Origin of the sequence: Vibrio stylophorae (assembly GCF_921293875.1) — a bacterium.
GTDB classification, from domain to species: domain Bacteria; phylum Pseudomonadota; class Gammaproteobacteria; order Enterobacterales; family Vibrionaceae; genus Vibrio_A; species Vibrio_A stylophorae.
On the sequence record NZ_CAKLDI010000001.1, the window covers coordinates 452945 to 475307 of the forward strand.

Below are 22363 nucleotides of genomic sequence, written 5' to 3' on the forward strand. Positions count from 1 at the left end.
TCAATCACATTGGATAAATGCAAGGCATGATGGATGGGGGATTGCTGCATACTAGGTGGTGACACGAATACTCAATGTATAGCATTGCGTGAAATACGTGGGTACGAGGGGGGGTAGGTTTAACAAAAAAGAAAAGGAGGGCTTTATGTTGCTTTCAATAAAGCCCTGCGAGGCTAGCTTTGGTTAGTCATATTGACGCTCAAACCAGCTTTCAAGAATGATCACCGCGGATTGTGAATCGACGTTGCCTTTGGTCAGCGCTTTGTAGCCGCCTTGGGCGAATAGATCGCTGCGCGCGGACTTCGTGGACAGGCGTTCATCGTGCAGTTCAACTTGCACGCCAAAGCGGCCATGTAGACGGTTGGCAAATTTCTTGGCGCGAGGGGTAATGCCCTCAAGTGGTGCGCCATCCATATCTAGCGGTAAACCCACCACTAAGCAATCAGGTTGCCACTCTTTGAGTAGTGCTTCGAGCTGATCCCAGTTGGGAATACCATCACGCGCGGGTAGCGCTTTCAGTGGTCGTGCAGTGCTGGTGATGGCTTGGCCAATGGCGACACCAATACTTTTGGTGCCGTAATCAAAAGCCAAAATGGTTTGTGCTTGCATGGTGTTGCTTTGCATGAACTATGCGTGTCCTACATCTGAAGAGAGATTGGCGATATCAATGCCCAATTGAGCAATGGCCGCCTGCCAGCGTTTGCTGACCGGAATATCAAAGAGTACCTCGGGTGAGGCTTCAAGTGTGAGCCAAGCGTTTTCCGCCAGCTCTTGCTCCAGTTGGCCCGCTTCCCAGCCTGAGTAGCCAAGTGCAATCATATATTTATCCGGTTCATTCATTGAACCCAGTTGGCTAAGAATGTCGGTGGAGGTGGTAATACTGACCTGCTCGCTGACTTTTAGGCTGGTGCCATATTCGCGACTGTTTTCAAGGCTACTATGCAGCACAAAGCCGCGGTCTTCGGCAACTGGGCCGCCGTTGAGCACGGGTTGTTCAAGCCCCTTTGGATTACCGTGACGATCTTGGCTGGCCACTTCGATTTGTTCGAGCATGGCGCCAACGGTGATATTGATTGGCTGGTTGATGGCGATCCCCATGGCGCCTGATTCATTGTGTTCGCAAATAAACACCACAGAGCGCTGGAAGTTGGGATCTTCCATGGTGGGCATGGCAACCAAAAAATGATTTTTTAAATTCATGCGGTGCCTCCATGAAATAACGCGGCGCAGCAGGGGCTAACGCCGCACTTAATTTAAGCTTATGCCTTCGCAATGCGAGCAGCAATGGCATCCATCAGTTTTCCGGTAATTGAGATTGGGAAAGCTTTCTCAATTTCACGGATACAGGTTGGACTGGTGACATTAATTTCAGTGAGTTTGTCGCCAATGATATCCAAGCCAACAAAGATCAAACCTTTGGCTTTCAGGGTTGGACCGACGGCGCGAGCAATACTGAGATCGGCCTCGGTCAGTGGGCGCGGTTCGCCGCTACCACCGGCTGCCAAGTTACCACGGGTTTCCCCTTTGGCTGGAATACGTGCAAGACAGTAAGGCATTGGTTCGCCATCGACCATCAAAATGCGCTTATCGCCGTTGCGAATATCCGCAACAAAGGTTTGCGCCATACAGAAATGTTGGCCGTGACCTGTGAGGGTTTCGATGATCACTGAAAGGTTTGGATCGCCTTTTTGCACGCGAAAAATCGACGCGCCGCCCATGCCGTCTAAAGGCTTGAGGATCACATCGCCATGCTGCTGATAAAACGCTTTGATTTGCGCTGCATCACGACTGACCAAGGTGGTTGGAGTGAGCTCTGGGAACCAAGCGGTAAAGAGTTTTTCATTACAATCACGCAGGCTTTGCGGTTTGTTGACGATCAAACAGCCTTCAATTTCAGCGCGCTCTAGAATATAGGTGGCGTAGATATATTCGGTATCAAATGGTGGATCTTTGCGCATCAATACGGCATCGAGCTCACTGAGCGCAATATTTTGCTCACTGGTAAATTCATACCACTGCTCAGGGTTATCTTCCAATTTCACCGTACGAGTGCGCGCCATCGCTTTGCCTTGTAGCATGGATAGATCGTTCATTTCGATGTAGTGCACTTCCCAGCCGCGGCGCTGCGCTTCCAGCATCATGGCAAAGGTGGAGTCTTTTTTTGTATTGATGGATGCAATGGGATCCATCACCACACCAAGTTTAATCATTTGATTCTCCTATTATCCTAAATCGCCAAAGCGAACTTGAAGCGCTGTAATGGCGGTGAGCGCAGCGGTTTCGGTACGCAGTACACGAGGCCCTAAAAGGGTTTCAGTAAATTGATGATCGCGGGTCATCGCAATCTCTTCACGCGAGAGGCCACCTTCTGGGCCAATTAATAGGCGTACTTTTTCAACTGGTGTTGGTAGCGTATTAATGGAGTAGGGCGCGCGCGGGTGCAAATTGAGTTTGAGTGCGCCATCATTTTCAGCGCACCATGCTTCTAGTGACATGACGGGGCGAATTTCTGGAATGCGGTTACGGCCACTTTGCTCGCAAGCACCAATGGCGATTTTTTGCCATTGCGCCAGTTTTTTTTCAAACCGTTTTTGATCCAATTTGACACCGCAACGCTCAGAAATTAGCGGCGTGATGGTATTGACGCCTAGCTCCACCGATTTTTGAATGGTGAATTCCATTTTTTCGCCGCGTGAGATCACTTGGCCTAGATGCAAATCTAAAGGGGATTCAATGCTGTGCTGCTGGCGTTCTTGCACATCAACCAACACCTGCTTTTTACTCACCTCGGTAATGGTGGCTACAAATTGATCGCCGCTGCCATCAAAGAGCATCACTTGCTGTTCGGGCTGCATGCGAAGCACGCGACCGACATGGCCTGCGCCATCTTCACTCAGTGCCATAACACCAAGCTTTTCAATCAGCTGTGGATGATAAATACGAGGAATACGCATGAAACCTTCTTTCTATTTGTAATTTGAATATTCGCTTTAGCAAATGATGGGGGTCAATGACAGTGAATACAAGCGCAAATTGGTGCACTTGTATTCACTTGAATTTGAAATTGCGGTGACTATCGCCCTTGGCAGGCGCGCTGCACCCAAGGGTTGTGGTTGCCTTGTACCTTGGCGATACGCTGATCGCGGCGACACTCCCAATCGCTTACGGGGTATTTTTTGTTCCAAACTAGCATCAGTTTTTTCTGTGCTGATGAGAGGGCAAGATTGTAACGGTCTGCCATATAGAGATAGGTGCGAGCAATGGCGCCACGAGCGCGTGCTGGTGGCTCAGCTTGCTTGCGTTTAAAGTCGATTTTCATCTCACATTGGCCATAGAAGGCACCCAAATTGCTATTCCACTGGCTAAAACGAAAATTGGAGCGGTCGCCATTGACTTCGCCAATGGAAGGGACGAGGTTGTGCAGATCGCTTTCCATCAAACGAAAGGTCGGGTCGATTTTACCGCACTTTTTACGTCCGCCTTCTTTCCAACATTGGCGCTGATGGCCAAATTGCCATGCCGGCATGATGTGTTCCCACTCAATGCGCGCAGCGCGTTTTTTTTGCTTACGCACTTGATAACCGCATGAATCTAAATCGGGTGTTCCTTTTTTACCGCGCCAAGTGATCGCACAGCCACAGTAAAACGTGGGAGTATTTTGCTGGGCATAAATCTCTTTGACCAAAATGGTTTTGGCCTTGGAAAAAGATTGCGGGTGACCCGCATAACTAGCAAAAGGGAGCGCGCCGCATAGGGCGACAATCAAAAGAAGAACGCGAGACAACATACAACCACGCTGATAAATCCATCAAAAAATCGATTTTATCAAGATTGAGACAGAGGCGCTGCTTTCATTTGTCAGCACCTGTCTTTTCGCTGTCAAAAATTACTGCGTTTGTGCGCGCAATGTTTCACCGCATGTTTTGCAGCGATATTGGGTTTGTCCACGCTGAATCTTGTTATGGCGGCGAATGGTTAAATGATGCTGTTGACAGGCGCAATGATAGATATAGCGCTCTCCTTGGCTGGCGCTGATATCAAATTGATGGGTGACATCTGCTGGGCGTTGAAATACTTGCGTCATGATCGCGCGCCAAGCATCCCCATGGGGTTTTTGTCGATTGCCATAGAGATAAAACGCCCAAAGATGCGCCAGTTCATGGGGAATTACCTGCTGAACAAATTCCGTCTGATTATCACAAAAAAGCACGGCATTGAGGCGTATGAGCCAGCGCTGAGCATGCGCTGTGCCCGCAGCTTTACCTCGCAGCGCAAAGTTGATTTCAGGCACCGGCGGCGACTTTTGAAAGTACTGACAAGCGATGTGATGCCACTGGCCAAGTGCTTGCTCAACTTGTTGGCGCTGGATGTCTGAAATTTCAATCTTTTGTTTGTTCATTGGCGGTGGCGTTGATTAACTGTGACAGATCACGTTTTTTTTCAAATTTTGTTTAAGTTTCATGCGTGTTGGCCGATAGATGGCTTGAGCCTTTAGAAGTGATGGAGTTGATGGCATTTTATGAAACTCACTGTAAAACAAAAATTAATGCTTTCTTTTGGCAGTGTTATCGCACTTATGGTGCTCACTGTCGGTTTTATTTTTACCCAAGTCAGAAGTGCACACAATATTTCTCAAACGATTGAAAAAAGTGATGTGCCAAGTCTGGTACAACTGCTCTTTTTGGTTGATGAAGTAGGCGATGTGCAAAAAGCAACGCTTGCTTATATTCAAGGTGATGAAGACGCCAAGGCGGGTATTCACTCAAACTATCAGCAGTTCGAAACCTATTTCAATGTGCTGTATCCGCTGCAGGTGAATAACCCAGGCGATCAGCAAAAACTGGATCGCGTAAAATCCTTGATGAGTCAGTATATGGCTGATCTGGAAAGTAAAATTCTACCACGCGTGAATGGCGTCACTGATTCTGTCGTAATTTATGCCGATATTAAACAGCTTGATCAACGCTATTTGGTTGAGTTGGAATCAACTTTAGATGGTTTAGTGGATAACGAAATCCTGGAATCTGAAAAAGCTTTGGCAGGTCTTACCAACAACCTTACCACTATTGAGCAAGGGATGTTGATTGCAACACTGATTGCTGCTTTGGTGGCCAGTGTGATTGCTTATCGTCTATCAAACTCGTTGATTCGTCGTATTGAAGCTTTGGATCAAACCTCACGTCGCATTGCGCAGGGTGATTTGACTATGGCGCCGCTGCACGATAACAGTGGTGATGAGCTAGCGCATTTGGCATCGTCAGTAAATGAGATGCAAAACTCGCTACGTAGTTTGATTGGCTCCATTTCTGAGGTGGGTGCGCAGGTACAAGATGTGACGATTTCTCTGTCTCAAGCCAGTGACGCCATTGTCGATGGTGCGAATCAGCAAGCCAGCAAATCACATTTGATTGCCACTGCCTCTGAAGAGTTAAGTTTGACCATTTCAGAAGTGTCGCAGCACAGTACCGATACCGCAGATAGTGCTAATCAGTCTGGCGATGCAGCGCAAAATGGTCAGCATGTCATTGCAGAAATGGTGACTAATATTCAGCAAGTATCTACTCAGATGGAAGATCTGTCTGGCAAGATGGAGCAGCTCGGTCAGCGCAGCGAAGAGATTGGCAGCGTGATCAAGGTGATCAAAGATATTGCAGAGCAAACTAACCTATTGGCATTGAACGCTGCCATCGAAGCGGCACGTGCGGGTGAATTTGGCCGCGGTTTTGCGGTGGTTGCCGATGAAGTGCGCGCACTGGCTGAGCGTACCACCAAAGCGACGCAAGAAGTGTCTAATATTATTGAAGCGATTCAGCAAGGTACCCGCGAAGCGGTGAATCACTCTGAAGAGAGTCGTGCTCTGGTTGAAATTGGTGTCACCCAAAGTGCCGGCGCTGGTAGTGCGTTAGAGCAGATCGTGGCAAGCACTGAAGAGGTGATGAGTAAAATTCACACCATCGCTACGGCGACGGAAGAGCAAAGTCACGTGACCCGTGAAATTGCATCGGATGTCACTGTGATTAACGATTTGTCACAGCAAGCCTTGGCACATGCTTCAGAAAGTAGCGCTAGCGTGTCGCAGCTCACCGTTCGTGTACAAGAGCTAGAAGCCTTGATTAACCGCTTCCGCTTGTCTTAATTCTTGCGGTTATATTCTGTTGAAAAGAGCGCCTTGAGCGCTCTTTTTTTATCTTTGCTTATCTCTATCCCTCTTCGAATTTGATGCAAAAAAAAGAGCACCGAAGTGCTCTTTTTTCAGATTGCGCTTGCGATTATAGGCCAGCGAAATCACGAAGAAGTTGTGCTTTGTCCGTTGCTTCCCATGGGAACTCTTCACGACCAAAGTGACCGTATGCAGCCGTTTTTTGGTAAATCGGTTGCAGTAGGTTCAACATCTCTTGTAGGCCGTATGGGCGAAGGTCGAAGTGTTGGCGAACGGCTTCAACGATAATCGCGTGAGATACTTTTTCAGTACCAAAGGTTTCTACCATGATAGATGTTGGATCAGCTACACCGATTGCGTAAGACAATTGAATCTCACAGCGGTCAGCCATACCCGCAGCGACGATGTTTTTCGCTACATAGCGAGCTGCATAAGCGGCAGAGCGGTCAACTTTTGATGGATCTTTACCAGAGAATGCACCGCCACCGTGACGCGCTGCGCCGCCGTAGGTATCGACGATGATCTTACGACCAGTTAGACCACAGTCACCCATTGGACCGCCAATCACAAAGCGACCTGTTGGGTTGATAAAGAAGTTGGTGTCTTTGTTGATCCATTCTGCAGGCAATACAGGCTTGATGATCTCTTCCATCACCGCTTCGCGAAGATCTGGTGTGCTTACGCTGTCGCTGTGCTGAGTTGAAAGAACCACTGCATCGATACCCACGATCTTGCCTTGGTCATATTGGAAGGTCACCTGAGATTTTGCATCTGGGCGAAGGAAATCAAGTTTGCCGCTCTTACGAACTTCTGCTTGTTTTTGAACCAAACGGTGTGCGTAGGTGATCGGTGCTGGCATCAGAATGTCAGTTTCGTTGGTTGCATAACCAAACATAATGCCTTGGTCACCAGCGCCTTGCTCTTTTGGATCCGCTTTATCAACGCCTTGGTTGATATCTGGTGATTGTTTACCGATGGTGTTCAAAATGGCGCAAGAGTCCGCGTCAAAACCCATATCTGAGTGAACATAGCCGATGTCACGTACGGTTTTACGGGTGAGTTCTTCAATATCAACCCATGCAGATGTGGTGATCTCACCACCCACCATGACCATGCCGGTCTTCACGTAGGTTTCACAAGCAACACGTGCTTTAGGGTCTTGTGCAAGAATGGCATCAAGCACGGCATCAGAGATCTGATCCGCAATTTTATCTGGATGACCTTCAGATACTGATTCTGAGGTAAATAGATGTTTGGTCATTTCGTTGTCCCAATTTGAATGTAAATAGGAAACCACGAGCAAAATTGCTATCTGAACGCGTGGATGTTCCTCCATCTGGACGTCTATTTTAATTTGAGCTGTGTCAAAATCAACAAATTTTTATCTCGCACATTTTTACTAATTTGCCAATCGTTTGCTTATTTACCAAAGCCTTAGCGCAAGGCGTTCCTGCACATTGAGTTTCAAAGGAAAAATGATGAAAGAAAGGCGACAAAAGGCGACTTTCAACGTTGCGAAAAGTGGTGAGATTTTGCGACAATAGCGCCCGCTATTTCATCACTTGTGCCCTGATTTGGCATGAGTCTATAAAACCGTCTTTTCGATTAGGAGCAGACATGTCGTCTCGTAAACAACTGGCTAACGCGATTCGCGCGTTGAGCATGGATGGCGTACAACAAGCTAATTCTGGCCACCCGGGCGCACCTATGGGTATGGCAGATATTGCCGAAGTGTTGTGGCGTGATCACCTCAAGCACAACCCAACCAATCCTAAATGGGCCGATCGCGACCGCTTCATCCTGTCTAACGGCCACGGTTCAATGTTGATTTACTCTCTTCTACATTTGACCGGTTACGACCTCTCTATCGACGATCTGAAAAACTTCCGCCAACTTCATTCAAAAACTCCGGGCCACCCAGAGTATGGTTATGCGCCAGGTATTGAAACCACCACAGGTCCACTAGGCCAAGGCATTACCAATGCTGTGGGTATGGCGATGGCTGAAAAAGCGCTTGCGGCTCAATTTAACAAAGAAGGTCATGAGATCGTTGACCACCACACTTATGTGTTCATGGGTGACGGTTGTTTGATGGAAGGTATCTCACACGAAGCCTGTTCTTTGGCGGGTACCTTGGGTTTGGGTAAATTGATCGCATTTTGGGATGACAACGGCATCTCAATCGATGGTCATGTTGAAGGTTGGTTCTCTGACGACACAGCGAAACGCTTTGAAGCTTACGGCTGGCATGTGATTCCTGCGGTTGATGGTCACGATAGCGCGGCGATTGAAGCTGCGATCCAAGCGGCAAAAGCTGAAACAGGCAAGCCAACACTGATCTGTACTAAAACCATTATCGGTTTTGGTTCGCCAAACAAATCTGGCTCACATGACTGTCACGGTGCACCACTAGGTCATGAGGAAATCAAAGCGGCACGTGAATTCCTAGGCTGGGAATACGGTCCATTTGAAATCCCTGCAGATATTTATGCGCAGTGGGATGCAAAAGAAGCCGGTCAAACGGTTGAAAGCGCATGGGATCAAAAATTTGCGGCTTATGCAGCGGCATACCCAGAGCTTGCAGCTGAATATACCCGCCGCATGAGCGGTGAGCTACCAGCACAGTGGGAAGCTGAAACCAGCAAAATCATTGCAGATCTTCAAGCAAATCCTGCCAATATTGCATCTCGTAAAGCGTCACAAAATGCATTGGAAGCCTTTGGTAAAATGCTACCTGAATTTATGGGTGGCTCTGCTGACTTGGCGCCTTCAAACCTTACCATGTGGTCTGGTTCAAAATCACTGACTGCCGATGATTTCTCTGGTAACTACATTCACTACGGTGTGCGTGAATTTGGTATGACCGCGATCATCAACGGTATTGCGCTACACGGTGGCTTTGTTCCTTACGGTGCAACCTTCTTGATGTTTATGGAATACGCGCGTAACGCAATGCGTATGGCTGCACTAATGAAAGTGCAAAACATTCAAGTTTACACCCATGACTCCATTGGCTTGGGTGAAGATGGTCCGACACACCAACCAGTTGAGCAAATTGCTTCTCTTCGTTTGACGCCTAACATGAGCACATGGCGTCCATGTGACCAAGTTGAATCTGCAGTGGCTTGGAAATTTGCAATTGAGCGTAAAGATGGCCCAACAGCGCTAATCTTCTCTCGTCAAAACTTGGCACAGCAACCACGTGACGCGCAGCAATTGGCTGACATCACTAAAGGTGGTTACATCCTGAAAGATTGCGCAGGCAAACCTGAGCTTATCTTTATCGCTACGGGTTCTGAAGTTGAGCTAGCCGTCGAAGCTGCAGCACAGTTGAGCGCTGAAGGTAAACAAGTTCGCGTTGTTTCCATGCCAGCAACTGACGTGTTTGACAAGCAAGATGCGGCTTACCGCGAAGCTGTATTGCCTTCTGATGTAACGGCTCGCGTTGCAATCGAAGCAGGTATTGCTGATTTTTGGTACAAGTATGTTGGCTTTGATGGTCGCATCATCGGTATGACCAGCTTTGGTGAGTCTGCACCTGCAGATGAGCTATTCAAAATGTTTGGTTTCACCGTTGAAAACGCAGTAGATACTGCGCGCGAATTGCTTGCTTAATCGCACTTTGCTTGATTGATAAAAAGCGCCTCCTTGAGGCGCTTTTTTTTATTGCTGTTTTTCTGTGCAATTTTGCCTTTTGGGAATGCCTTTGGTTAAATGTTGTTCACAGGCGCGAGCGATAAGCACAGGGAATGGTGATGAAAAAGGCGTTTTTGATCTTGGCAGTGTTGGTAGCGATATTGGTATTTTATGGCTTGGGACGTGCTCATGAGGTCAATAAATCCAAGAGTTATCAATTGCCCGTCGATGAGCAAACCACCCTTGCTCAGTGGCGCCTAACACTGCGCGCTCAATTATCGGCATTGGCATCGCAAACCAGTGTGCGAAATTTAGCACGTCGCGATGATGCGCTATTGGCGCGTCTTGGACTCATCGCCAATGCAGAGCAAAGTATCGATCTGCAATATTACATTTTTGCTGAAGATGAAGTGGGGCACTTGCTTTCCTTTGCGTTGTGGCAGGCCGCTGAGCGAGGCGTGCGGGTTCGTATGTTGCTCGATGACATGCAAAAACGCAGTGATGACACGCTACTGAAATTGGCCGCGCATCCTAATATTGAGGTTCGTCTTTTTAATCCCTTAGGTAGCCGAGTGCTGGGCTCCATTGCACTACTGGCCGATGTCGGCAGCCTGAATCGTCGTATGCACAATAAAGCGCTGATCGTTGATGGCGTGGGCGCCGTGGTCGGCGGGCGCAATATTGGTGATGAGTATCTGTTGCCAGAAGCTGAGGTGGAATTTGGCGATTATGATCTCTTGGTGATTGGTGAGGTGGTGCCGCAAATCGGAGCGCAGTTCGATCAATATTGGAACAGCGCTTCTGCGCAACCTGTGAGTCATGTGTTAGGCCGTGAGTGGCAATTGCAAACCCCGCGAGTGCAAGCCTGGGTAGGGCAGCTGAGTGAGCACTATTCAGCGCATACCTATTGGCTGTTAGCGCAGGATTGGCTGGACACTTTAGCACTCAATAGTTGGCATCAAGGATTGGCCGCTTTGTTTTTTGACGATCCAGCTAAAATTGATAATCCGCAAGCGACTGAGCAGCGCATTTTGGATCAAATTGGCCAAGCCATGTTGCAAGCCAATCAGCGAATTTTATTGGTCTCCCCTTATTTTATTCCAACCCAAAGTGGTGTTGATGCGCTGATTGCTGCCAAATCACGCGGTCTTGATATCACCATAGTGACCAACTCGTTGTCTTCTAATAATGTGCTGCAAGTGCATGGTTGGTACGCCAAATATCGCCATGCCTTACTCAAGGCAGGCATCTTGCTTTGGGAGGTGAAAGGGACGCAGCATGATGAGCAACTTGATCTATTGCTGAAAACTAGTCTGCATGCGAAAACCTTTGTGTTAGATCACCGTCATGTGTTTGTCGGCTCTTTTAATTTTGATCCGCGCTCGGCTTATCTCAATACCGAACTTGGGATCATGATTGATGCGCCAGCATTGGCGCAGCAGATTGAACAACAAGTGGCGCGGCTCCTTCCCGCCACTGCGTATCAGTTAACCTTGAATGAGCAAGAGCAGATTCGCTGGCAAGATCATCAAAATCAAATCACTTACAGCCAAGAGCCAGAAACCGCGTTATGGCGTCGTTGGGGCGCAAAAATATATGGTTGGATGCCTGTGGAATCATTACTTTAGAGAAATATGTTTACGCAGGTTTGGGGGCGATTTATTGCGCCCTGACTCGCTATCCAAGCGGCGCTGCGGTACACTAACGCCGCCTTGGAGATGAGCAGTAACGATGACATTAAAAGTAGCAATTAATGGATTTGGCCGTATTGGCCGCAGCGTGCTTCGTGCGCTGTATGAAAGTGGCCATCGCGCACAGATGCAGGTGGTGGCGATTAATGAATTAGCCGAGCCTCAGGCTATGGCACATCTGCTGCAATATGACACCACCCATGGTCGTTTTGCATACAAGGTGAGTGTTGATCAACATCAATTGCAGATTCATCAGCCGCAGGGTGTGGATTCCATTCAGCTCTGTCATCATCAACATCTGGCTGATCTGCCTTGGCAAGCGCTCAATGTGGATCTTGTTTTAGATTGTACTGGGGTCTTTGGCGATAAAGCCGCTGGCCTTGCGCATATTGAAGCGGGCGCAAAGCGCGTGATGTTCTCTCATCCTGGCAGCCAAGATCTCGATAATACGGTGATCTTTGGCGTGAATCACCATACCTTGCATCCATCGCAGCGGGTGATCTCCAATGGTTCTTGTACCACCAACTGTATCGTCCCTGTAATTGACGTCCTAGACCGTCAATTTGGTATCGAATCTGGCACCATTACCACGATTCATTCGGCGATGAATGATCAGCAAGTGATCGATGCTTATCATTCAGATCTGCGCCGTACCCGCGCAGCAGGTCAATCGATTATCCCGGTGGATACCAAATTAGCCCAGGGCATTAAGCGCATTTTGCCAAAATTTAGCGAGCACTTTGAGGCGATCTCGGTGCGCGTTCCTACCCTCAATGTTACCGCCATGGATTTAAGTGTGACTGTTCACAAAAACGTCACTGTTCATGATGTAAATCAAGCTTTAATTCAGGCATCTCGCGGTACATTACGGGGCGTTGTCGATTATACTGACGCGCCTTTGGTTTCCATGGACTTTAACCATGACCCACACAGCGCCATTGTCGATGGTACGCAAACTCGGGTGAGTAACCACCGCTTGGTGAAAATGCTGGTGTGGTGCGACAATGAGTGGGGCTTTGCAAATCGTATGTTAGATACAGCCCAAGCCTGGTGGGAGCCGACGGCTTAAAATTTTGTAAGAATTTTTCAGGTGGTGCCTTGAAATCAAAAAAGGCATCCCCATTAATTAAGCAGTTTTATTTTGAAACATTTGGCATGAAGCTAAATGGCAAACTTTGAAAACATTTGAGAGGACCTAACATGTCTGTGATTAAGCTGACTGATCTTGATCTGGCCGGTAAACGTGTATTTATCCGTGCTGACCTTAACGTGCCAGTAAAAGATGGCAAAGTCACTTCTGACGCGCGTATCATCGCTTCACTTCCTACTATCAAGCTTTGCCTAGAAGCTGGCGCAAAAGTGATGGTAACTTCTCACCTTGGTCGTCCAACTGAAGGTGAATACGCTGAAGAGTTCTCTCTACTACCAGTTGTAAACTACCTAAACGACGCACTAGATTGCGAAGTAAAACTAGCGAAAGATTACCTAGATGGTCTTGAGCTAAACGCAGGTGAGCTTGTTGTTCTAGAAAACGTTCGCTTCAACAAAGGCGAGAAGAAGAACGAAGAAGAGCTTTCTAAGAAATATGCAGCGCTATGTGACATCTTCGTTATGGATGCATTCGGTACTGCGCACCGCGCACAAGCATCAACTCACGGCGTTGGTATGCACGCACCTGTAGCATGTGCAGGTCCTCTACTTGCAGCTGAGCTAGAAGCACTAGGCAAAGCAATGAGCAACCCAGAGCGTCCACTTGTTGCTATCGTTGGTGGTTCTAAAGTTTCTACCAAGCTAACTGTACTTGAGTCGCTATCTAAAATCGCTGACCAACTTGTTGTTGGTGGTGGTATTGCGAACACTTTCATTGCAGCTGAAGGCCACAATGTAGGTAAGTCTCTATACGAAGCTGACCTGATTGAAACTGCTCAAAAACTAATGAAAGAGTGTTCAATCCCAGTTGCAACTGACGTTGCATGTGCGAAAGCATTCGACGAAAACGCAGAAGCTGAAATCAAAAACGTTGCAGACGTTCAAGATGACGACATGATCTTCGACCTAGGTCCAGATTCAACTGCAGTTCTAGCAGACATCATCGCGAATGCAAAAACCATCCTATGGAATGGTCCAGTTGGCGTATTTGAGTTCAAGAACTTCGAAGCAGGTACTAAAGGTATCTCTGAAGCGATTGCAAAATCAGCAGGCTTCTCTGTTGCAGGTGGTGGTGACACCCTAGCAGCAATCGACAAGTTCGGTATCAAAGCTGACGTATCTTACATCTCAACTGGCGGCGGTGCTTTCCTTGAATTCGTTGAAGGTAAAGTTCTTCCAGCAGTAGAAATGCTAGAGCAACGCGCTAAGTAATATCTGATAAAACGGGAGATTGCATCTCCCGTTTTGTTGTTTGCGACGTAGGGGAGTGAGCTGATAGAATAGCCGCCGGTTACGAGCAAACGTTTGCAAGAATAATCAATATTTAACCAGTTTTATTTTAAAACGACAGATAAACAGGACTCTATCCATGTCTAAGATCTTCGACTTCGTAAAACCAGGTGTTATCTCTGGTGATGACGTTCAAAAAGTATTTGCAGTTGCAAAAGAAAACAACTTCGCACTACCAGCGGTAAACGTTGTAAACACTGATTCTGTAAACGGTGTTCTAGAAGCAGCAGCAAAAGTAAAAGCACCTGTTGTAGTTCAATTCTCTAACGGCGGTGCTGGCTTCTTCTGTGGTAAAGGTGTGAAGCTTGAAGGTCAAGGCGCACAAATCCTAGGTGCTGTTGCTGGTGCGAAATATGTTCACGCAGTTGCTGAAACTTACGGTGTGCCAGTTATTCTTCACACTGACCACGCTGCGAAGAAACTACTTCCATGGATCGACGGTCTACTAGACGCAGGTGAAAAACACTTCGCAGAAACTGGTAAGCCACTATTCTCTTCTCACATGATCGACCTTTCTGAAGAGTCTCTAGAAGAGAACATCGAAATCTGTGCAAAATACCTAGCTCGCATGGAAAAAATGGGTATGACTCTAGAGTTTGAACTAGGTTGTACTGGTGGTGAAGAAGATGGCGTTGATAACTCAGATATGGATTCTTCTGAGCTATACACTTCTCCTGAAGACGTTGCATACGCATACGAGAAACTAAGCCCAATCAGCCACCGTTTCACTATCGCAGCATCTTTCGGTAACGTACACGGTGTTTACCAAGCAGGTAACGTTGTACTAACTCCAACTATCCTACGTGATTCTCAAGCATACTGTTCTGAGAAATTCGGTCTTCCTGCAAACTCATTGAACTTCGTATTCCACGGTGGTTCAGGTTCAACTGAAGCAGAAATCAAAGAGTCTATCTCTTACGGTGTTATCAAAATGAACATCGATACCGATACTCAGTGGGCAACTTGGGATGGTATCCGTAAGTACGAAGCGGAAAACCACGATTACCTACAAGGTCAAATCGGTAACCCAACTGGCGAATCTGCACCAAACAAGAAATACTACGATCCACGCGTATGGCTACGTGCTGGTCAAGCGTCTATGGTTGCACGTCTTGAAAAAGCGTTCTCAGACCTTAACGCAATCGACGTACTATAAGTTACGACGCGATTTCGTGAATTGAAAAACCCGCGCCAAGGCGCGGGTTTTTTTATAAAAGAGCGCGAATCATAACGCGCTGACTATATTAAATAAGTTAGAAATCTTAAGGAGCTTGTTTTATGCCGGATCAAACCGCAATTACCGATTCTCTTGCGCAAGTAGAATCTTGGTTTACTCAAAATTCAAATTTATTGGTGGAATACAGCGTCAATATCATTGCTGCGATTCTGATTCTTGTCATTGGTAACTTTGTGGTGAAGATGGTTGCCAATAGCGTGAGTAAAGTGCTGCGTAAAAAAGAGCTGGATAAAGCCGTCGTTGATTTTGTTCATGCCATTGTGCGTTATACCCTTTTTATCATCGTTCTGATTGCCGCACTGAGCCGCATTGGCGTACAAACTGCATCTGTGGTTGCGGTGATTGGTGCCGCCGGTTTGGCTATTGGCTTAGCGCTACAGGGCTCGCTCTCTAACTTTGCCGCAGGTGTGCTGATTGTCGCTTTCCGTCCATTTAAATCAGGGGATTATGTGGAAGTGAGTGGCGTTGCTGGTGCGGTGGATTCGATTCAAATTTTCCAAACCATTTTGACCACACCGGATAATAAAATGGTGGTGGTTCCTAACGCTGCTATTATCGGTTCGCCAATTACCAACTATTCGCGCCATAAAGTGCGTCGCATCGATCATGTGATTGGTGTGGGCTATGACAGTGATCTCACGCTGGTCAAAAAAGTAATTGAAGAGGTGCTTTTGGCCGATGAGCGTGTGATTGCTCGTTTAGGTATTACCATTGGCGTGAGCGCTCTAGCGGACTCTTCTGTGAACTTTGTGGTGCGCCCATGGGTCAAAACGGAAGACTATTGGGATGTGTATTTTGACTCGTTACAAGCGATCAAAGAAACACTAGATGCTCATGGGATTCAAATTCCATTTCCACAAATGGATGTACATCTTGAGCAGATCAACAAATAAGGTCAATTGATAAAAAAAAGGCGCGAATGCGCCTTTTTTTATGCTTTTTTCAACATTCAGGGATATTTTGAAAAAAATACGAGTCCAAGCAATGTAAAACAGCTTTGCGATAAAAGGAGACAACCATGCGCAAGTTAATGCAAGCCAGTGTTTTAATGCTATCGAGCCTATTGGTATTCCCTGCGATGGCGCAGGAACCCGATTTTGCGCACATCTCAGTGGTTGGCCACGGTGAAGTGAAAGCAAAGCCGGATATGGCCGAGTTTTCAGTCTCAGTAGAAACGCTGGCGAAAAAGCCAGAAGATGCGAAAAAACAAGCGGACAAAGTGGTCGCTGATTTTCTTGCGAAATTAGCTAAGCAAGGTGTGAATCAAGATCAGATTCAAAGTAGCAATCTGATGGTGCAGCCACGTTATAACTATTCCAAAGATAACGAACGCAAATTGGTAGGGTATGTCGCCACGCGTCAAGTGACTGTGACTGTGACCGATCTGGATAAACTAAGCTCACTACTGAATATTGCGTTGACGCAAGGTTTTAATCAGGTGAGCAATGTGCAGTTAAAAAGCAGCAAAGCGGATGACTTGCAGCAGCAAGCACGTCAACAAGCTATTGCCAATGCGAAAATGCTTGCCGCAGATATCGCCAAAGGTTTTGGCCAAGAAGTCGATGGTGTTTGGCAAGTGACCTATCAAAAACGCGGTCCGATGCCAGTTTATGCGATGGCGGCGGAAGCAAAATCATTAAATAGCGCTCGCGCTGGCTATCAAGATAGCACCATTACTGTAAGCGATAGCATTGAAGTGATCTTTAAATTAGCGGAATAAGCTGCTTATCTGTATTTCACCTATCGTGCGTAGGTCTGAGTACGGTTGCGAAAAAAGCCCCGAATGTTCGGGGCTTTTTGTTATGGTGATGATTGGTTTCAATCGAATGTTTGCTAATTTGCAATTAGCGCATCAAACGCTGTGCCTTGCGGATTTCGATACATGGTTTTAAACACGCGCTCAGCATTTGAGCCCCAAGCATCACCTTCACCGAAGTTAAGGAAATGGTGCACCATGCCCATGGCGTGTGCAAATTCATGGATGGCGACATCTTGCGGCGCGCGCGCATTACAAGTGATCAGGCCACCATTGGCACCTTTTAAGCTATCGATATTCACCCAAGCGAATTTTGGCGTCGTTGTTCCATAGGGGTCTCTTTGATAGCTGATGCTGAAATCATCAGGATCGACAATGGATTGCACTGTGTTTGTCGTATAAGGACCAGTGGACACCGTGCCTTTACTACAGTTGCCCATGATCATCCCTGGCGCAGTACCTTCGCTGAGGATAAAGCCCCAATCATAGCTTAAGCCAGATAGGTCGATATGTTCTGGGTCGGAAATGTCGATATCAACGACGCCCATGCGATCAAAGAGTTTATAGCCAGCAAGCCTTTCCATTTCATCCATGGCTTTGACAAAGCGTGGGTCTTCTTTCTCACGAAAATAAACTGGAATCAGGTGGCCATCTTTAAAGCGCGTGAGTCTTGCGGCATCTATCATTTGTGTGGGTTTAGACTCAAAGCAATAATTGCCATAACAGTTATGATTAGTGAGATCGCCCCAGCCGGTCCATACATCCAATACACCGTTATAACATTGTTGGTTGGTGCATTTGACCGCTTCTATCACTTCAGCATCGCTAAAGGTCTCTTCTTCATCAATATTGCAACCCGACAACAAGCCCGCAGAAAGAAATAAAATTGAGAGCATTTTCAGCTTCACAGGATTTCCTTATATTCATTTATAATATGGGGCGGCATGATATGCCTTATTCCTTATATAAAAAACGAATCTATCGTAATTTGTGGCTTATCCAACATTTAAGGCAAGCGAATGATTATTTTATCATCGTTATGCATGGTGATGCGTAGTGTGACTTGAGGTCGGGTCGAGGCGTCAGTGGCGGGAGAGTGTGAGATGCTATGGCGCAATAAAAAAGGCCCTTCAATGAAGAGCCTTTTGTCAGATTGAACGCGTCAAATGAGACTAGTGTTAGTGCAAAATGCGTGCGCGAATAGTGCCGTCAATTTGCTTGAGCTTAGTCAAGGCATCTTGTGAACGCTCAGTTTCAACATCAATGACCACATAACCGACATCGTTGGCTGTTTGCAGATACTGCGCCGCGATGTTGATCTTCTCTTCTGCGAAGATGGTGTTAATTTGAGTCAAAATACCAGGCTGGTTGCGGTGAATGTGCAACAAGCGAGAGCAAGATTGCGTATGTTGTGGCAAAGCAACTTCAGGGAAGCCAACCGCTGAAAGGGTTGAGCCGTTATCTGAGTATTTCACCAATTTACCCGCAACTTCGATACCGATGTTTTCCTGCGCTTCTTGCGTTGAGCCACCAATGTGTGGGGTTAACAGCACATTGTCATATTTCAGCAGATCAGACTCAAATGGGTCTTTGTTGGTTTTTGGTTCAGTTGGGAACACATCAACAGCCGCACCAGCCAAATGGCCGCTTTCAAGTGCTTGGCAAAGGGCTGGAATTTCAACCACAGTACCACGTGCTGCGTTGATAAAGATGGCGCCAGGTTTCATGCGCGCAAATTCCTCTGCGCCCATCATATTCTTGGTTTCTGGCGTCTCAGGAACATGCAAGGAGATCACATCACACTTGTTGAGTAGCTCGCTCATCGAAGGCACTTGCACCGCATTACCTAGGGTGAGTTTGCTTTCGATATCGTAGAAATAAACTTGCATGCCAAGGTTTTCAGCCAAAATGCTCAACTGAGTACCGATATGGCCGTAACCGATGATGCCCAGTTTTTTACCGCGCGCTTCAAAGGCGTGGTCTGCTGATTTGATCCACTCACCACGGTGAGCTTTGGCGTTTTTCTCTGGCACGCCGCGAAGCAATAGAATGATTTCGGCAAGAACAAGCTCAGCCACACTACGAGTGTTTGAGAACGGCGCGTTAAATACAGGAATACCACGCGCGGCGGCGGCTTTGAGATCCACCTGGTTGGTACCAATACAGAAACAACCAATTGCGGTTAGCTTTTTCGCTTGCTCAAGCACTTCTGCAGTGAGGTTGGTGCGTGAGCGAATGCCAACAAAGTGCGCATCTTTAATCGCTTCGATTAGTGCGTCACCTGACAAGGAACCTTTGTGGTATTCGATGTTGGTGTAACCTGCGTTTTGAAGCACTTCCAGTGAAGATGGATGAAGTCCCTCAAGCATCAGAATTTTGATTTTGTCCTTGTCCAGTGAAAATTTAGCCATTGTAATTTCGTCCTTAAAACAGTGGGACAGACTACGACAAGGCGCCGCTTGGAATCGGTTGCGTGGGCTAGCGTCAGAGGCCGTGGCCTGAATTTCTCAACTAACTTATCAAAAAATCATCAGTTTGGGTAAAAATATTACGACATAGCATAGAAAAAACGGCGCTAAGTGCGCCGTTTTTGATCTGATAACAACATTTGTGCATCCTGATGCGCAAATGTAAAAAAATTTAGTCGATTCGCTTCGCGCCTTCAGGGGTGCCCATGATTACCACATCCGCGCCGCGGTGGGCAAATAGACCCACAGTGATCACGCCAGCAATACCATTAATCTTGGTTTCAAGTGCTTGTGGATCAGTGATCTGTAGATCATGCACATCCAAAATCTGACCGCCATTGTCGGTGATCACGCCTTGACGATAGACTGGGCGACCGCCCAATTTTGCCAACTCACGCGCCACATAGCTGCGCGCCATAGGAATCACTTCAACGGGCAATGGGAATTTACCGAGTAACTCAACTTGTTTGGTGTCATCGATAATACAAACAAAAGTATCTGCAATAGCCGCGACAATCTTTTCACGGGTTAGCGCCGCACCACCGCCTTTGATCATTGCCTTGTGTGCTGTGATTTCATCCGCACCATCGACATAGATATCGAGTTTGTCTACTTGGTTGCAATCAAATACAGGAATTCCCATGGCTTTTAGACGCTCAGTTGAGGCTTCAGAGCTAGATACTGCACCTTCAATGCGATCTTTCATGGTGCCAAGGGCATCGATAAAATGATTCACGGTTGAACCTGTGCCCACCCCAACGATGCTGTTGTCTTGAACAAATTCTAAGGCTGCCCAGCCTGCCGCTTTTTTCATTTCATCTTGGGTCATTGTTCTCTCCTGTATCAATCATCCACACCAAGCGATGGCGCATTATAGCGTTAATTTTTCACCCCCGTCAGGCGTAAAACATGTGCTAGGTCATGATTATTTGGATTTAACGTTAACGATTGCGTGATTTTCAGGGGTAATCACTTGCAAAAGTGGTTGATCCCAAGTCGCAGTTGGTATTTTCGCCACTTGCTGGCAATCATGGGCAAGACCAATGGCTGGGAGTGTTTCGTTAAGCGCAAGAGTGCGATCGTAATAGCCGCCGCCCATGCCGAGGCGATGGCCTTGTGCGTCAAATCCCACTAAGGGGGTAAAGATTAAATGAAGCTGTTGTAGCGGCAGCACGCGTTGCACAGAGAGTTGCGGCTCTTGAATACCATAGCGATTGGTTTGCATTGGTGTATCTGCGGTGAAATGCAAAAACAATAAATGACCTTTGCGAAAAGGGTGTAGCACTGGAAGATAGGTTTGAATCTGCTGCTGCCAGCAAGCTTGCATCGCCGGCATAGGGTCGATTTCGCCATCGCTGGCGAGATAAAAGGCGACATGCTGCGCTCGATGCTGCGCAATTTGCGACAAAATTGGCAGAATAATCGCTTGGCTTGCGCTGCATTGTTGCGCCATGGATAGCGCCCGGCGTTTGCCTTTGAGTGTTTGACGAAGTGTTTGACGCGCCAGTTGGTCATGGAGTGAGTGAGACACAAACTATCCCTGTGCTGAGCAAATGATCACCAGAATCATACCCAAGGAAGTAGCAAAGGCGAAAGAAAAAAGAGAGGAATCCCGGAGTGCCGTTGAGGATGGCAGCCCTTGAACCCTTAGGTTCAAGGCGGACAGCTAACGTTGGAACCGTAGGCTTCTCGGTACGAGCCGAGCATGCTCAATAGCCAATCTGTTAACCATCCTTTGGTTTGATTATCGGCTCAGGGGACATTCATCCACTGACGAACACTCCAGGAAAATAGGTAACTTAAACCGCGCTATGTTGTTTAAGCGCTGACTCAAGTGCTTGTTGTAGTTGCATGATTCTGTCATCAACCCGTTGTTTTTCGGCTTGATGTTCATGACGCAACTGCAGTAATTCGTAGCAGACATTGAGTGCCGCGATGGTCAAAATCTGATCGCCGCTACTACCATTTGCGCGCTTGGCTAATTTATCGAGCTCTTGTTTGAGATAGTTTGCAGCTTGGTGCAGCGCTTGCTCTTGTCCCGTTGGACAGTTTACGCCGATTCGACGTCCCAACACTTCGATTTGAACCGCCTGTGTCGTCATTTTGTCATGGGCTCCGTAGCACTAATTCTCAATCAACCGCAGGGCGCAAATGACCTGCTCTGATTGCCACAATAGGCAATGGGGGGGTAAAAAGCAAGCGTGTTACGGCTTGTTCGCTGTAACTTTGCTCAGTTCAACTCGACCTTTTTGCGCTTTGTCGAAAATCGCAGCAGCTGGCCTTGCGATCTCGGAAAAAGCGGCGGTGATAGATGAGAAATTGGCGCGGCAGTGGTAGCATGCGCAATAATCAATATGCCCATTTAGTTCAAAAAAGAGAGCGCCATGAGCCAAGTTCAATACCCAGATTACCTCGCCTTTGACAGTCTTCTTCGCCAGCATGGTTTGGCGCTTTCACCCGCCGAATTACATGGTTTGGTCAGTGGCATTTTGGCCGGTGGCGTATCGGCGCAGGCACATGCTTGGCAGCCTTTGCTCAATGAATATACCAATGAAGGCCAAGCTTGGCCTCACGCAGCGCAGCAAGCAGTGAGTGCACTAGTACAAGCGAGCAGTGATGAGATGAAGGCGCAGCAATTTCAGTTCACTTTGTTAATGCCTGATGATGAAGAAAACCTCATGGATCGCGCTGATGCCCTTGCTGAATGGGTGAACCATTTTCTTTCTGGCCTTGGTTTGGCCAATATCGATCCAAGCAACATGTCAGCCGAAGCCAAAGAAGTGCTCGCTGATTTAGAAGAGATCGCTAAGTTGGGTATTGATGAAGACGATGATTTAGAAGAGCAAAGCATGTTATTTGAGCAGGTAACTGAGCACGTCAAAGTGTGCGTGTTGACTCTTGCGCTGGAGCTTGCTGGCCCTGAGCAAGGTGCGCAGCAGCCAACCTTGCATTAATTTGTTGCTTGATGGTGGTGAT

General features: G+C 47.3%; 21 protein-coding genes and 1 other RNA gene. 9 read left to right on the top strand and 13 right to left on the bottom strand.

Going from position 1 to position 22363, the window contains the following annotated elements; translation table 11 throughout:
- Nucleotides 1-183 precede the first annotated feature (183 nt).
- The 6 genes from ruvX to L9P36_RS02165 all read right to left on the bottom strand — a co-directional run bounded on the left by ruvX (nt 184) and on the right by L9P36_RS02165 (nt 4399).
- Complete coding sequence (ruvX, locus tag L9P36_RS02140) at nt 184-609, bottom strand: Holliday junction resolvase RuvX (protein ID WP_237467830.1); 426 nt, start codon at nt 607-609, stop codon at nt 184-186.
- A gap of 18 nt (nt 610-627) precedes the next feature.
- Nucleotides 628-1200 carry a YqgE/AlgH family protein gene (locus L9P36_RS02145; protein WP_237464535.1) on the bottom strand — a complete coding sequence of 191 codons (573 nt, stop codon included), beginning with the start codon at nt 1198-1200 and terminating at the stop codon, nt 628-630.
- A gap of 59 nt (nt 1201-1259) precedes the next feature.
- Nucleotides 1260-2210, bottom strand: a complete 951-nt coding sequence (gene gshB / locus L9P36_RS02150) for a glutathione synthase (protein WP_237464537.1) — start codon at nt 2208-2210, stop codon at nt 1260-1262.
- Nucleotides 2211-2222: 12 nt separating this feature from the next.
- Nucleotides 2223-2954, bottom strand: a complete 732-nt coding sequence (gene rsmE, locus L9P36_RS02155; RefSeq protein ID WP_237464539.1) for a 16S rRNA (uracil(1498)-N(3))-methyltransferase — start codon at nt 2952-2954, stop codon at nt 2223-2225.
- Nucleotides 2955-3073: 119 nt separating this feature from the next.
- Complete coding sequence (gene endA / locus L9P36_RS02160) at nt 3074-3787, bottom strand: deoxyribonuclease I (protein ID WP_237464540.1); 714 nt, start codon at nt 3785-3787, stop codon at nt 3074-3076.
- 99 nt (nt 3788-3886) lie between these two features.
- Nucleotides 3887-4399: a SprT family zinc-dependent metalloprotease gene (locus tag L9P36_RS02165; protein WP_237464542.1), complete on the bottom strand. Its 513-nt coding sequence runs from the start codon at nt 4397-4399 to the stop codon at nt 3887-3889.
- A gap of 120 nt (nt 4400-4519) precedes the next feature.
- Between L9P36_RS02165 and L9P36_RS02170 the strand changes: the two genes are divergently transcribed.
- Nucleotides 4520-6136: a methyl-accepting chemotaxis protein gene (locus L9P36_RS02170; protein ID WP_237464543.1), complete on the top strand. Its 1617-nt coding sequence runs from the start codon at nt 4520-4522 to the stop codon at nt 6134-6136.
- A 133-nt stretch (nt 6137-6269) separates the two neighbouring features.
- Here the strand turns inward: L9P36_RS02170 and metK are convergent, their stop codons facing one another.
- Nucleotides 6270-7421, bottom strand: a complete 1152-nt coding sequence (metK, locus tag L9P36_RS02175; RefSeq protein ID WP_237464545.1) for a methionine adenosyltransferase — start codon at nt 7419-7421, stop codon at nt 6270-6272.
- Between the two features lie 356 nt (nt 7422-7777).
- Between metK and tkt the strand changes: the two genes are divergently transcribed.
- From tkt to L9P36_RS02210, 7 genes are all read left to right on the top strand, one after another.
- The gene (tkt, locus tag L9P36_RS02180) at nt 7778-9775 is read left to right on the top strand and encodes a transketolase (protein ID WP_237464547.1); all 1998 of its coding nucleotides are present in this window, start codon (nt 7778-7780) and stop codon (nt 9773-9775) included.
- Between the two features lie 140 nt (nt 9776-9915).
- Nucleotides 9916-11424: a phospholipase D family protein gene (locus L9P36_RS02185; protein ID WP_237464549.1), complete on the top strand. Its 1509-nt coding sequence runs from the start codon at nt 9916-9918 to the stop codon at nt 11422-11424.
- A gap of 103 nt (nt 11425-11527) precedes the next feature.
- Entirely contained in the window at nt 11528-12556 is a 1029-nt protein-coding gene (gene epd, locus L9P36_RS02190) for an erythrose-4-phosphate dehydrogenase (protein ID WP_237464551.1), read from the top strand.
- Between the two features lie 131 nt (nt 12557-12687).
- Nucleotides 12688-13848, top strand: coding sequence for a phosphoglycerate kinase (locus L9P36_RS02195; RefSeq protein ID WP_237464552.1), 1161 nt, complete (start codon nt 12688-12690; stop codon nt 13846-13848).
- A 157-nt stretch (nt 13849-14005) separates the two neighbouring features.
- Nucleotides 14006-15082 (top strand): class II fructose-bisphosphate aldolase, encoded by a 1077-nt coding sequence (fbaA, locus tag L9P36_RS02200; protein ID WP_237464554.1) that lies wholly within the window; start codon nt 14006-14008, stop codon nt 15080-15082.
- A 122-nt stretch (nt 15083-15204) separates the two neighbouring features.
- Nucleotides 15205-16056 carry a small-conductance mechanosensitive channel MscS gene (gene mscS, locus L9P36_RS02205; RefSeq protein WP_237464555.1) on the top strand — a complete coding sequence of 284 codons (852 nt, stop codon included), beginning with the start codon at nt 15205-15207 and terminating at the stop codon, nt 16054-16056.
- Nucleotides 16057-16181: 125 nt separating this feature from the next.
- A complete protein-coding gene (locus tag L9P36_RS02210; protein ID WP_237464557.1) occupies nt 16182-16883 on the top strand; it encodes an oxidative stress defense protein in 702 nt (233 codons plus the stop codon).
- Nucleotides 16884-16996: 113 nt separating this feature from the next.
- Here the strand turns inward: L9P36_RS02210 and L9P36_RS02215 are convergent, their stop codons facing one another.
- The 6 genes from L9P36_RS02215 to L9P36_RS02240 form a co-directional block, all read right to left on the bottom strand.
- Nucleotides 16997-17827, bottom strand: a complete 831-nt coding sequence (locus tag L9P36_RS02215) for a hypothetical protein (RefSeq protein ID WP_237464559.1) — start codon at nt 17825-17827, stop codon at nt 16997-16999.
- Nucleotides 17828-18097: 270 nt separating this feature from the next.
- Entirely contained in the window at nt 18098-19330 is a 1233-nt protein-coding gene (gene serA, locus L9P36_RS02220; protein ID WP_237464561.1) for a phosphoglycerate dehydrogenase, read from the bottom strand.
- A gap of 229 nt (nt 19331-19559) precedes the next feature.
- Nucleotides 19560-20216: a ribose-5-phosphate isomerase RpiA gene (gene rpiA, locus L9P36_RS02225; protein WP_237464562.1), complete on the bottom strand. Its 657-nt coding sequence runs from the start codon at nt 20214-20216 to the stop codon at nt 19560-19562.
- Nucleotides 20217-20312: 96 nt separating this feature from the next.
- Nucleotides 20313-20918 carry a 5-formyltetrahydrofolate cyclo-ligase gene (locus L9P36_RS02230; RefSeq protein WP_290368658.1) on the bottom strand — a complete coding sequence of 202 codons (606 nt, stop codon included), beginning with the start codon at nt 20916-20918 and terminating at the stop codon, nt 20313-20315.
- A gap of 74 nt (nt 20919-20992) precedes the next feature.
- A non-coding RNA gene (ssrS, locus tag L9P36_RS02235) (6S RNA) lies at nt 20993-21179 on the bottom strand.
- Between the two features lie 7 nt (nt 21180-21186).
- Entirely contained in the window at nt 21187-21489 is a 303-nt protein-coding gene (locus L9P36_RS02240) for a cell division protein ZapA (RefSeq protein WP_237464563.1), read from the bottom strand.
- A gap of 282 nt (nt 21490-21771) precedes the next feature.
- Between L9P36_RS02240 and L9P36_RS02245 the strand changes: the two genes are divergently transcribed.
- A complete protein-coding gene (locus L9P36_RS02245) occupies nt 21772-22341 on the top strand; it encodes a YecA/YgfB family protein (RefSeq protein WP_237464565.1) in 570 nt (189 codons plus the stop codon).
- Nucleotides 22342-22363 lie beyond the last annotated feature (22 nt).